The following is a 12,751-nucleotide window of genomic DNA, read 5'->3' as shown; positions in this document are numbered from 1 at the left end:
CGGCTAAGCAGCTGGCTATTGTATGAAGCGCAGGAATTCGCATGACCATTTCAGATCAGGATATTCTCTTTCTCGGCGATTGCGTGAAGGAGGCGGCACGCGCGGAAATCATGCCGCGGTTCCGCAATCTCGGCGCCGCCGACGTTTCAGAAAAGACCTCGGCAATCGACGTGGTGACGCAGGCCGATCTGCTCGCCGAACACCGGATCACCGCGGCGCTGAAAGAGCGCTTTCCCGCAGCCCTCGTCGTGGGTGAGGAAGCCTATGACGCCGACCGGTCCGTCGTGCCGGCCCTTGCCGATGCCGAACTTGCCTTCGTCATCGACCCTGTCGACGGCACCTTCAATTTCGCCGCCGGGCTTCCCGTCTTCGGGACGATGCTCGCGGTCACCGTCAGGGGCGAGACGGTCGCCGGCATCATTTACGATCCCGTTCTCGGCGACACCGTGACGGCGATCAAAGGGGCGGGCGCCTTCCTGACGCGGCAGGACGGGCAATCGAGCAGATTGAGGGTCGCTGAGCCTGCCGCCTTGAACCAGATGGTCGGCGGCATCTCTTGGGGCCATATGGACGACCCGGACCGCTCGCGCATTGCAGCCAACATGGCGAAGATCAGGATGACCTTCGCCTTCAACTGCTCGGCCTATGAATATTGGATGGTCGCCTCCGGCAAACTGCATTTCATCGGCCATGCGAAGCTGATGCCCTGGGATCATCTGGCCGGCGTGCTCGCGCATCAGGAGGCCGGCGGCTATACGGCGAAATTCGACGGCACGCCCTATCGCCCCGGCGAGACGACGGGCGGCATCATCTCCGCACCCGATAGGGAAAGCTGGCAACTGATCCGGCGGGAGATAATCGGCATCTGATTTGGGCCCTTAGCGAGAGGCCGGACCGAAAGGATTTGACATGACTGCGACTGTCGACGTGACCGTTCTTGCCGATCTCTTGCGCCGTGCGGCGAAGGCGGAGATCCTGCCGCGCTTCCGCCGGCTTGGCGAGAATGACGTGCGCGCCAAGAGCGAAGCGACCGATCTCGTCACCGAGGCCGACGAGCAGGCCGAGCGGATGATCAAGGCGGAAGCGGAGCGGCTCTGGCCGGCCGCGCTGTTTGTCGGCGAAGAAACGGTGGCAGCTGAGCCGGCATTGCTCGGCAGGATTGCAGATGCCGATCTCGCCATCGTCGTCGACCCGGTCGACGGCACGTTCAATTTCGCCGCCGGCATCCCGGCCTTCGGTGTCATGGCCTCGGTCATTTCAGGCGGCGAGACCATTGCCGGCATCATCTACGATCCGATGGGCGATGACTGGGTGATGGCGGAAAAGGGAGCCGGCGCCTGGCTGCGGCGGCCGGATGGCGAAGCACGGCGGCTGCGCGCGGCCGAGCCTGTCGCGCTCGACCAGATGGTCGGCATGGCCTCGACAGGCTACTTGCCTCAGGACAAGCGGGCCGAGATCCTCGGCAATCTCGCCAAGGTCCGCTTCCTCACCAACTACCGCTGTGCGGCCCATGAATACCGCACCCTTGCGGGCGGCCATGTGCATTACCTGATCTACAACAAGCTGATGCCCTGGGATCATCTGGCCGGTACGCTGATCTCGCAGGAAGCCGGCGCTTATGCCGCCCGCTTCGACGGCTCGCCCTACCTGCCGCATCATCTCGATGGCGGGCTGCTGGTTGCGCCCGACAAGGCCTCGTGGGACGTGCTGCGCCGTGAGGTCGTCACGGTCTAAGTCAGATTCCGCTTACGGGGCTCTCGTGCCCGCCCTCGTGGTTCGAGACGGCCCTTCGGGCCTCCTCACCATGAGGGCTCTCTTTGCCGTAGCACCTCTTCTCACGCAGGCGCGACGTTCAGTATCAAAAATGGGCGGCGCCCGGATCGAGCTGCGGGCTGTCGCCGGGATGGGTGAAGAGCTTGCCGTTCTCAGCCCAAAGAGTGGCTGCGATCGTCACCAGACCGAAGAGTGCAAAGCCGCCGAAGAGCGGCTGCACCGTGCCGTTGAACATCTGGCCGACCAGGCCGCCGAGAATGGCGCCTGCTGTCGTCGAGACGAAGCCGGTGACGGCGGTTGCTGTGCCGGCGAGATTGCCCATCGGCTCGAGGCTGATTGCGGTAAAATTGGTGGCGATGACGGCAAACATCATCAGCACGATGGTGAAGATGCTGTAAGCGACGGTGAAATCCGGCTTGCCGGCCATTGCGATGACGAAACCCAGAGCCGACAGCGCGGTGAAGATCAGCAAAGCGGCGTGCGAAATACGGCGCATGCCGAATTTTCGGACGAAGAAACCGTTGGCGAAATTGGCGACGGCGATGCCGCCGGCAGTGGCGGCAAAGGCGATCGGCAGCCAATCGCCAAGGCCATAGACCTCGCCGAAGACCTGCTGCACCGAGATCACATAGGCGCTGATGACGCCGGTGAACATGGTGAGGCCGATCATGTAGCCGCAGGTGATGCGGTTGGTAAGCACGGTCTTGAAGCCATCCACGACGGAGCCGACCGACAGCGGCAGGCGCTCTTCCGGCGGCAGCGATTCCTTCAGCCGCAGAAGCGCCCAGACGAACAGGATGGTGGCGGTGACGCCGAGCAGGATGAAGATCCAGTGCCAATTGGCATAAAGGATGATCAGCTGGCCGACGGACGGGGCGACGATCGGCACGATCATGAAGACGATCATGACATAGGACATGACACGGGCCATCTCGCGGCCGCCGAAGCAGTCGCGGACGATGGCCATGGTGGTGATGCGCACGGCGGCACCGCCTACGCCCTGAACGAAACGCATGATGAGCAGCATTTCGAAGCTGCCGGTTGCTGCGGCGGCAAACATGCCGATCACGTAGCAAACCAGGCCACCGAGCAGGATGTTGCGGCGGCCAAACGTATCCGACAGGCTGCCGAAGAATATCTGCGAGACGCCGAAGCCCAGAAAAAACACGCCGATGATCAGCTGCGCATCATTGGTATTGGTGACGCCAAGGGAATGGCCGATATTGGGCAATGCCGGCAGCATGCTGTCGATGGCCATGGCGATGCTGGCGGTCATGATGGCGATGGTGACGACGAACTCGCCGAAACCCATGCCGATGCGACGGGAGCCCTGGTTTTCCTGGTGCGGTTTATGCGGCGGCGTCATGTGGTGAAATCCTGGATGCGGAGGAGGTAGGCCGTTCAGAGGAGGTGGGCCGTTCAGACGGCCGGGTTCTGCTGTTGGAAGAGGCGGCCCTTTTCGGCGATCAGCACGAAGATCAGCCCGATGATCGACACGATGAAATAACCGGCGACCATCGGCAGCGCAGTGCCGTCGAAAGCTTGGCCGATGCCGGCGCCGATGAGGGCGCCGCCGACCGTGCTCATGAAGCCGAGGACGGAGGAGGCGGTGCCGGCGACGTGGCCGAGCGGCTCCATGGCGAGCGAGTTGAAGTTCGAGCCGATCCAGCCGAACTGGAACATGGCAAGGCCGAAGAAGGAGATGAACAGAGCGAAAGGCATCGGCTCGGAACTCGCCATCTGGACGATCAGCCAGATGGTGTTGATGGTGATGAAACCGATGAGCGAGCCGTGCGACAGGCGGCGCATGCCGAGCTTGCCGACGAAGCGTGAGTTGAAGAAGGACGACAGCGACATGAAGATCGCCACGCCGGCAAAGGCGAAGGGGAAATAGACGCCGAGATCGTAAATGCCGACATAGATCTGCTGGGCCGAATTGATGAAGCCGAACAGCGCGCCGAAGATGAAGGTGCTGGCGATGGTATAGCAAAGCGCGATGCGATTGGTCAGCACCAGCTTGAAGGCGCCGAAGATCGAGCGGGCGGTGAAGGGGCGGACATTCTGTGGATGCAGGGTTTCCGGCAGACGGATGTAAGCCCAGACGGCGATTGCAATCGCCATGGCGGCGATGAAGAGGAAGATCAGGTGCCAGTTGCCGAAGAACATGACGATCTGGCCGGTGCCTGGTGCAATCACCGGCACGATCATGAAGACCATCATGATCAGCGACATGACTTCGGCCATCTGCCTGCCGCCATAGATGTCGCGGACAATGGAGACGGTGATGACGCGGGTTGCCGCCGAACCGATGCCCTGGACAAAGCGCAGGGCAAGCAAGCCTGCGAAGGTGGGGACGAAGACGATACTGATGGCGGAGAGAATGTAGATGACGAGACCGATCAAAAGCGGCGTGCGGCGGCCGAAGCGGTCAGACAGCGGCCCGTAGAACAACTGCGCACAACCGAAGCCGAGCAGATAGGTGGAAACGACGAACTGGCGATGATTTTCGCTCTCGACGCCGAGGCTCGCGCCGATCTGCTGCAACGCCGGCAGCATGATGTCGATCGCCAGAGAGTTGACGGCCATCAGGAAGGCGGCGAGCGCGATAAATTCTCGCTTGCCCATGGGCAGGCGGCCCGCGGACACGGCTTGTGATGAATCTGTCACAATGAAATTCCCATAAACAGGCTAAGGCGCTGCTAGCCGCAGCGCCTCGGTCTCAAGATTACAGATTTGGAAACCGGGCGGACGCCCGGTGACCGGTCAGGCGGCGCCGCGCACGGTGATGCCGTTTTCCTGGAGATGCTGCTGCAGCTCACCGGCCTGGAACATTTCCCGGACGATATCGCAGCCGCCGACAAACTCACCCTTGATGTAGAGCTGCGGGATCGTCGGCCAGTTGGAATATTCCTTGATCCCTTGGCGGATATCCGAATCGGCGAGCACGTTGACGCCTTTGTAGTCGACACCGATATAATCGAGAATCTGCACGACCTGTCCGGAGAAACCGCACTGCGGAAACTGCGGCGTGCCCTTCATGAAGAGGACGACGTCGTTGCTCTTGATTTCGTTGTCGATGAATTCGTGAATGCCGCTCATAGGACCTGATCCTTTCAACAGGCGGGTTAAAGGCCCGCCGTTTCAATCGTTGCCTTTAGATAGCATGCGACGGCAGGAATTCCAGCCGCCCCAACCAAAAAAAGACAATTTGGTCAGACCACTCCGGCATTGTTGCCGTCGTGTTACGGTTGCCGAGTGAGATAGGCCTGAATCTGTTCGATTTCGATATCCGTAAAATAGCGGAAATCCCATTGCGAAACCTGCGTCATCACGCCGAGATCACGGCCTCCGACACCCTTGCCGGTCCGCAGCAGCGTCTTGAAATCCGCAGCCGAATAGGATTGCGCCAGGGGCTTCAGCGCCGGGGCGAAAAAAGCTTCGGACTGCTTTGCCGTATCGAGATTGTGACAATGGCTGCAGTCGGTTATGAAGGCATATTCGCCGATATCGGCCGGGCGCGTGGCGGCGGGGGTGATGGCGGTCGGCACCAGATCGGCCTCGAAGGGAATCTTGTCGAGCGCCAGCCCCACTCGGCCGAGCGGTCCCCATTGCGTCCCTCCGGCTACGGCGTCGGGAAGCTGCTTCAGGCTGCGCAGCCAGGCGATGAGTGCTGCCATGTCGTCGTCGGTGATATTGGCGAAATTGCCGGCCGGCATGATGACGGCGCCGGTGCCGTCCTTCTTGACGCCATGCCGGATGAGACGCACGAGCTCTGCGTCGTTGTACATGGGCACCAAGCGGGTCAGGTTCGGCGCGACGATGCGACCGACGCCCGGCTCGTCGAGCAGGATGTTGCCGGCATCGTGATGACAGCCGCCGCACATCAGCGTGCGGGCGCGGCGTTCGGCTTCCTCAGGGGGCAGCGTTGTCTTGACGGCAAAATCGGCGGCCGCGACCTCATAGGTCCTGGAAAGGCGCATCTCCGACAAGGCGTAGATGCCGACAATGGCGACAAGACAGATCGCAACCAGCGCCGCGAGGACGATTTTTAGAATGCGTTTCATCGGTCCAGGCCCCCAAAAAACCTTGTGGAGGCAGTGGTGCCGCGCTCCATCCTGACAATCCGTTTGACATCGGCATAGGCGGGCGCCGGCTTTTGTTGCCGCGGCATCGAGCCGGTCCGGGATATGGAAATCTGCAAGGTCGGCGCCGGCAAAGGCACCAACTGTCGGCTAGCTGCGGCGCTGGCGGCTGCGGCCGGCGGCGGTGCGGCGCTTGCTGACCTGTTTGCGGGCGGGCTTGCCCGCAGCCGTCTTGCGGGCGGTCGAGGCTGGCTTGCGCGCTGCAGCCGTTGTCGACGAACTGCGCGTTTTACGCTTCTTGCGCTTCGTCGTGGCGCGGCCGGTGGTCTTCTTCAGGATTTCCTTCAGCACGCTGTCGACGACGCCTGATATCAGTTCTTTGACGAGATCGGCCACAAAACCCCTCCGTTCGTGGTGGAAACGACATGCCTGCTATTGAATTCCGGAAGAGTTCGGTTAGCAAGACGGCTTCGAGACCAGGACTGCTTTTTTGCCGATATTTGCGGCGGAGCAGTAGGATCGCAGCAACATGCCGGCCATTTGCCCGGCTGGAAGGTGGAATGAAACTGATCGATACGCGGGTCGTCGTGCATTTCCCCGGCTTCGAACCGCTCGATGGCGCCGCCCACAGGGCGCGCTACGAGCGTTCCGCCAAACAGAGCGCTGCCGTCTGGGGCTATTCGGTTGCGATCGGAGCGCCTGCTGCAGGAAGCGACCCGCTCAGTTTCGAGGTCACGACGGGCGGCGACACGGCGCCCGCGGCAACCGGTTCCCTCGGCTGGCAGACGAAGAGCCGGATCCACATGGTCGATCACGACGTGCTGGTAAGCCGGCTGCGCAGCGGCAATACGCTGAGCCAGATCATTGCGGGCTTCCGCAGTTGCGCCCAGATCATGCTGGACGGCGGCATGCGCGGATATTTCCGCCACGCCTGGCGCTTTGGCCTGTTTTTCCTCTTCCCGTTCCTGCTGACGGCGCTGGCGATCGCGCTGACGGCGCAGATCGCCATCTTGCCCTATAGTCTCGGCTTGGCGCCCTGGCACATGCTCTGGAGTGGACCGCTGGCGCTTTGCTTCTTCATCTTCGCCTTCCTGCCGTTTTCCGAACGCTTTCATACGCTGCATCTTTTTGCCGATTGGAAAATGGCGGTGGCGCTCGGCCGCATGGACCGGGCCGATTTCAGCGACTGGCTGGAAGATCGGGCCGCTGCCGTGCGTAAGGCGCTGGCTCAAGAGGCGGACGAATATGTGATCTCCTCGCACAGCATGGGATCGAGCGTTGCCGCCCATGTCATCGGCATATTGCTGGAAAGGGAGCCGGAGATCTTCAAGGGCAAACGCGTGGTGTTCGCCACCCTCGGCAGCGCCATCCTGCAATGCGCGCTGCTGTCATCGGCAACGCAGCTGCGTGCCCGCGTCGGCTTGATCGCGCGTTGTCCGGAGATTTCCTGGCTCGACGTGCAGTGCCTGACGGATTCGATCAATTTCTACAAGGTTCCGGTCGTCGCCGTTGCCGGCCATGCGGATGCACCTGCGGCAAAGATGATCCTGATCCGCGTCAAGCAGATGCTGACGCGCGAGCGCTACCGCCGGATCCGCAAAGACCAGCTGCGCGTTCACCGGCAATATGTGCTAGGCCCCGATCTCAAGGCGCCCTTCGATTTCACGCTGATGACGTCGGGTCCGATGCCAGCCTTGGTGTTTGCGAGTGCGGATGAGAAGAGGATGCCGGGGTGAGGGGCGGGGTTATCTGCGGGGCTTGCTCTGCTAACTGCGTGGCATCCGCGGATAGCGGGATGGATCCTCGGCTCAAGGCCGAGGATGACGGAGAGCGGGGTTGGCGCGCCGCCAAACTCGCTGTCGGCACACTGGGACAATGCGTCGGATATTAGTCAGGGCGGATAGTTTACCTGTGCGCCAAGCTCCGTATGCGGGAGGCTTCTTTGCGTTTGGCGGAGCACTAACCCCGCACTCCGTCATCCTCGGCCTTGAGCCGAGGATCCACGCCCGGTCGATGGGCGTGCGATGGCCCGCCGTCTCGCGGCCGGTGGAGCATTCCAATACCGACAAAACCCTATTCCGGCGCCGAGGTCTGCAGCGCCAGCGCGTGCAGGACGCCGCCCATATTGCCCTTCAGCGCCTCGTAGACCATCTGGTGCTGCTGCACGCGGCTCTTGCCGCGGAAGACTTCGGCGACGACTTCGGCGGCGTAGTGGTCGCCATCGCCCGCCAGATCGCGGATCGTCACCTTGGCACCGGGAATCCCAGCCTTGATCATGTCTTCGATATCGCCGGGTTTCATGGCCATGATCGTTACTCCTTGCGCATCATTCCGCAGCCAGTTCGCCGCGGCCTTCCATGAAATCAGGGAACCACGATTCATGGGCATCGCGCAATTGCTGAATCGGCAGCGAGATGAGATCGCCAACGGTAAGCGCCGTCCCCCCGACCGTGCCGAGACGCCGGAAGGGAACGCCCGCACCTTCGGCATTGGCGCAGAGGAAATCGGCGACATCGGCCGGGACCGTCAGCACGTAGCGCGCCTGATCCTCACCGAAGAGCAGTGCATGCGGCGCACCCTTGCCTTCGCCGAGATCGATCGCCAGACCCTTGTCCGATGCCATGACCATTTCGGCAAGCGCGACGGCAAGGCCGCCCGAGGAAATATCGTGGCAGGCGGTCGCCTGGCCGTTGCGGATGACGGAACGGACGAAATCGCCGTTGCGGCGCTCGGCAAACAGATCCACCTCGGGGGCGGGGCCTTCGCGGCTGTCGAGCACATCGCGCAGATAGACCGACTGGCCGAGATGGCTGCCGTCGACGCCGATCATGATCACCTTGTCGCCGTCGTTGGCAGCACCGATGCGGGCCATCTTGCGCCAATCCGGCAGCAGGCCGACGCCTGCAATCGTCGGGGTCGGCAGGATGGCGACGCCGTTGGTCTCGTTGTAGAGCGAGACGTTGCCTGAGACGATCGGGAAGTCGAGCGCCCGGCAGGCCTCGCCGATGCCCTTCACCGCCTGGACGAACTGGCCCATGATCTCGGGCTTTTCGGGATTGCCGAAGTTCAGATTGTCGGTGGCGGCGAGCGGCTCGGCGCCGGTTGCGGTGATGTTACGCCAGCATTCGGCGACCGCCTGCTTGCCGCCTTCGAACGGATCGGCCTCGACATAACGCGGCGTCACGTCGGAGGAGAAGGCGAGCGCCTTGCTCGGATGGCCGTCGACGCGCACGACGCCGGCATCGCCGCCCGGAAGTTGCAGCGAATTGCCCTGGATCAGCGTGTCATATTGCTCATAGACCCAGCGGCGGCTCGACTGGTTGGCGGAGCCGACGAGTTGCAGCAGCGCCTGGCCGTAATCCTTGGGGGCGGCGACTAGATTGGCGGGGAGCGGAGCCTGTTTGCCCGACTCGCGCCAGGGGCGATCATATTCCGGCGCCTGGTCGCCGAGATCCTTGATAGGCAGGTTGGCGACTTCCTCGCCCTGATGCATCACGCGGAAGCGCAGGTCATCCGTGGTCTTGCCGACGATGGCGAAATCGAGGCCCCATTTGACGAAGATCGCCTTGGCTTCCTGTTCCTTCTCCGGCTGCAGCACCATGAGCATGCGCTCCTGGCTTTCCGACAGCATCATTTCATAGGCGGTCATGCGCTCTTCACGCACCGGCACCTTGTCGAGTTCGAGCAGGATGCCCAGATCGCCCTTGGCGCCCATTTCGACGGCTGAGCAGGTGAGGCCGGCCGCACCCATATCCTGGATGGCGATGACGGCGCCGGTCTGCATCAACTCGAGGCAGGCTTCGAGCAGGCATTTTTCGGTGAAGGGGTCGCCGACCTGAACGGTCGGGCGCTTTTCCTCGATTGATTCGTCGAATTCGGCCGAAGCCATCGTCGCACCGCCGACGCCGTCGCGGCCGGTCTTGGCGCCGAGATAAACGACCGGAAGGCCGACGCCCTTGGCCTCGGAGAGGAAGATGGCATTGGATTTGGCGATGCCGGCGGCAAAGGCGTTGACGAGGATGTTGCCGTTGTAGCGTGCATCGAACTCGACTTCGCCGCCGACCGTCGGCACGCCGAAGGAATTGCCGTAGCCGCCGACGCCGGAGACGACGCCGGAGACGAGGTGGCGGGTCTTCGGATGATCAGGGTCGCCGAAGCGCAGCGCGTTCATCGCGGCAATCGGACGCGCACCCATGGTGAAGACGTCGCGCAGGATGCCACCGACGCCGGTCGCAGCCCCCTGGTAAGGCTCGATATAGGAGGGATGGTTGTGGCTCTCCATCTTGAAGACGACGCAATCGCCGTCATCGATATCGACCACGCCGGCATTTTCGCCCGGGCCCTGGATGACGCGCGGCCCCTTGGTCGGCAGCGTGCGCAGCCATTTCTTCGAGGATTTATAGGAGCAGTGCTCGTTCCACATGGCCGAGAAGATGCCGAGCTCGGTAAAAGTCGGTTCGCGGCCGATCAGATCCAGAATGCGCTGATACTCGTCCGGCTTCAGGCCATGGCCCGCAATGAGTTCCGGCGTGATCGGGATGGTGTTTGGAATGGTCATGAGCGGAAAGTCCCTGGCGCGTTTTGCGCTGTCTTTAGCTTATGTAGCGGCCGCGCGCGACAGAAAAAAGCCAGCCATCAACACAGTGAACTGACCCCCGAAAGTTGGACACCCAACTTCGGGGTCAGTTCACAGGGGCAGGCAGGTTCTTTTCTCAAAGCGGCAATCGGTCAGAACTTGTAGCCGACCTGCAGCCCGGCGCGTGTCATGCCGTCGTTCGGGCCGTCGCAGAGATTGGCATGCGAAGAGTGGGCGATCTGAGCCATCACGTTCCAATGCGCGGTAAAACGGTAGCCGGCCCCGGCATATTCGTGGAAGAGGACCCGGCAGCCGAGTTCCGGGCCGTCATCATCGCCTTCGAGGTCGCCGGTATGGATGACGCCGCCGAAGCCGGCTTCGGCAAAGAGCTTCTCGTTGAAATTGACCGTCCAGGTGAAGCCTGTGAAGAATTGACTGGCCTCGCCCGAGGTACCGATCGAGGTGCCGAGATGAACACGGGGGTGCAACAACTGCTGCTGCCAGCCGACTGAAGACTCGTAGCCGAAAGGATCGAAAAGAGCGGTGATCTCGGGAAAGACGCCGTCTTCTCTGGAATGGCCGGATTGCACCGAGGTCGAGAGGCCGAAACGCAGTTCGTCGAATATCTGCTCGCCGGCATTGGCCGAACCTGCCGCCAAGGTGCCGGCTACCACTGCCACTGAAGCCCTACTCAAAAAACGCAACGCGATTCTTCCGAAGTCGACCCTCATCTGCTGTCCTTTTGATTCGCGTCAGGCGGGAATAACAAAGAGGTAGCATGGAGGTTCGGTCGGTAAAGCACCGCGAATAGGCCCCGGCGGTTTTTCGGATCTATGACGTGTATTTGCAACACCTCATATTTCACCGTCATAGGCGGAGCCGCCGTTTTCCAGCAGCCGGCGCAGGATCATCAGGCCGGAGACCAGTTCCTGTTCCGACTTCGGCGAGGAGAAGCCGATGCGAACGCGGTGATAGATTTTCTCGCCACGCGCCGCCTTGAACTCGTCCTCGTCATCGACCAGCACGCCATCGCGGTAAGCGGCGTTCTTGAACGTGCCGGACATCCATGGCTCCGGCAGTTTCAGCCAGAGGAACGGCGCGTGCGGGTGCGATTGGAAATCGAAGCCTTGCAGTTGTTCGCGGGCAAGCCGGACGCGCCGGGAGAGTTCTTCGACACTCTGCTTGCGGATCGCGTGCGCCGTGCCGCTTTCGACCAGGCGCGCGCAGGTTTCCGCCAGGATGAAGGGCAGGCCACCGGTGATCATCCTGTGCGTCACCCTGATGCGCTGGGCAAAATGCGGCGGGCAGGCGACCCAGCCGCCGCGCACGCCGGCGGCGACGGATTTCGACAGGCCGCTGACGAGGAAGGTGCGATCGGGTGCAAGCGAGGCGATGAGCGGTGTGTCATCGTCGGCCATGCCGCCGTAGAGATCGTCCTCGATCAGCCAGACGCCGTGCTTCCTGGCGATTGCAGCAATTGCCGCACGCCGTTCATAGGGCATGATCGTCACGGTGGGATTGTGGATGGTCGGCATCAGGAAGGCAAGCTTCGGATGCTGCTGCTGACAGAGCCGCTCGAAATCCTCCGGGATCATGCCGTGTTCATCGGAATCGACCGTCAGCGTGCGGCGGCCGAGCAGGCGGGCGCTGCGGCTGACCTGCGTGTAGGTGAGGTCCTCGAAGACGATCTTGTCGCCCGGGGCCGAGACGGCGGCGATGACGGCGACCGCGGCCGCGTGGGCGCCGAGTGTCGGCACGATGTTTTCGGCTTCCGGCGTCCAGCCGCTGCGAGCAAGCCAACGGCGGCCCGCCTCGAACCAGTTGCCCGGAAAACTCCGGGAATAGGAGGAGATTTCGGCAAGATGCTCCTCACCGATCTCGGACAGGATGCCCGCTATGATCTTGCCCTGGCCGAGGTCGGGAGCGGCGGTGGTGTCGAAACGGATCTTATTTGCCGGCGCATCGCGGAGGCGGGTGCTTCCAAGCGAAACGGTCAACGGGTCGGCCTGTTCACCGGGCGGCGTCTCCGAGCGGTTCAGCACATAGGTGCCGCGCCCGACTTCGCCGGCGACCAGGCCGCGCTCGTGCACCAGCGCATAGGCGCGGCCGATCGTGCCGATTGTCACCCCGATATCGTAAGCGAGATTGCGTTGCGGCGGCAATTTGCTGCCGGCGGGCAGGGCGCCGCTCGATATGGCGGATTCGATGCTGTCGGCAAGCCGGAGATAGACCGGCCCGGAGCCGCGGGAAAGATCAGGAAGCCAATTTGTCATGGTGACAATTGACTATATTGTCACATTGTCCTTGTCAAGATTAAGAG

General features: G+C 62.3%; 12 protein-coding genes. 3 read left to right on the top strand and 9 right to left on the bottom strand.

Annotated features, from left to right (window positions below; translation table 11 throughout):
- Positions 1–41 precede the first annotated feature (41 nt).
- Together CO657_RS09755 and CO657_RS09750 are read left to right on the top strand one after the other, a co-directional pair.
- Entirely contained in the window at positions 42–869 is an 828-nt protein-coding gene (locus tag CO657_RS09755) for an inositol monophosphatase family protein (protein ID WP_054183039.1), read from the top strand.
- A 40-nt stretch (positions 870–909) separates the two neighbouring features.
- A complete protein-coding gene (locus tag CO657_RS09750) occupies positions 910–1,734 on the top strand; it encodes an inositol monophosphatase family protein (RefSeq protein WP_054183040.1) in 825 nt (274 codons plus the stop codon).
- Between the two features lie 124 nt (positions 1,735–1,858).
- On the opposite strand, the gene CO657_RS09745 is transcribed toward CO657_RS09750, so the two are convergent.
- From CO657_RS09745 to CO657_RS09725, 5 genes are all read right to left on the bottom strand, one after another.
- A complete protein-coding gene (locus CO657_RS09745; RefSeq protein WP_054183041.1) occupies positions 1,859–3,139 on the bottom strand; it encodes a multidrug effflux MFS transporter in 1,281 nt (426 codons plus the stop codon).
- Between the two features lie 53 nt (positions 3,140–3,192).
- Positions 3,193–4,398, bottom strand: coding sequence for a multidrug effflux MFS transporter (locus tag CO657_RS09740; RefSeq protein WP_054183042.1), 1,206 nt, complete (start codon positions 4,396–4,398; stop codon positions 3,193–3,195).
- 138 nt (positions 4,399–4,536) lie between these two features.
- The gene (gene grxD, locus CO657_RS09735; RefSeq protein ID WP_054183043.1) at positions 4,537–4,872 is read right to left on the bottom strand and encodes a Grx4 family monothiol glutaredoxin; all 336 of its coding nucleotides are present in this window, start codon (positions 4,870–4,872) and stop codon (positions 4,537–4,539) included.
- A 143-nt stretch (positions 4,873–5,015) separates the two neighbouring features.
- On the bottom strand, positions 5,016–5,837 hold the full coding sequence (locus CO657_RS09730) for a c-type cytochrome (protein WP_054183044.1): 822 nt from the start codon (positions 5,835–5,837) through the stop codon (positions 5,016–5,018).
- A 168-nt stretch (positions 5,838–6,005) separates the two neighbouring features.
- Positions 6,006–6,251, bottom strand: a complete 246-nt coding sequence (locus CO657_RS09725) for a hypothetical protein (protein ID WP_003586234.1) — start codon at positions 6,249–6,251, stop codon at positions 6,006–6,008.
- Between the two features lie 164 nt (positions 6,252–6,415).
- Between CO657_RS09725 and CO657_RS09720 the strand changes: the two genes are divergently transcribed.
- Entirely contained in the window at positions 6,416–7,591 is a 1,176-nt protein-coding gene (locus CO657_RS09720) for an alpha/beta fold hydrolase (protein ID WP_054183045.1), read from the top strand.
- Between the two features lie 337 nt (positions 7,592–7,928).
- Here CO657_RS09720 and CO657_RS09715 read toward each other — a convergent pair whose 3' ends face one another.
- The 4 genes from CO657_RS09715 to CO657_RS09700 form a co-directional block, all read right to left on the bottom strand.
- A complete protein-coding gene (locus tag CO657_RS09715; protein ID WP_003586236.1) occupies positions 7,929–8,162 on the bottom strand; it encodes a BolA/IbaG family iron-sulfur metabolism protein in 234 nt (77 codons plus the stop codon).
- 19 nt (positions 8,163–8,181) lie between these two features.
- On the bottom strand, positions 8,182–10,413 hold the full coding sequence (gene purL / locus CO657_RS09710) for a phosphoribosylformylglycinamidine synthase subunit PurL (RefSeq protein ID WP_054183046.1): 2,232 nt from the start codon (positions 10,411–10,413) through the stop codon (positions 8,182–8,184).
- Positions 10,414–10,583: 170 nt separating this feature from the next.
- On the bottom strand, positions 10,584–11,162 hold the full coding sequence (locus CO657_RS09705; protein WP_054183047.1) for an acyloxyacyl hydrolase: 579 nt from the start codon (positions 11,160–11,162) through the stop codon (positions 10,584–10,586).
- Positions 11,163–11,285: 123 nt separating this feature from the next.
- A complete protein-coding gene (locus CO657_RS09700) occupies positions 11,286–12,704 on the bottom strand; it encodes an aminotransferase-like domain-containing protein (RefSeq protein ID WP_012557804.1) in 1,419 nt (472 codons plus the stop codon).
- Positions 12,705–12,751: the final 47 nt, after the last annotated feature.

The sequence above is a fragment of the Rhizobium acidisoli genome, from assembly GCF_002531755.2.
Lineage (GTDB): Bacteria > Pseudomonadota > Alphaproteobacteria > Rhizobiales > Rhizobiaceae > Rhizobium > Rhizobium acidisoli.
The sequence above is the reverse complement of the archived record's forward strand: the minus strand, read 5'-3'. Positions and strand labels throughout refer to the sequence as shown.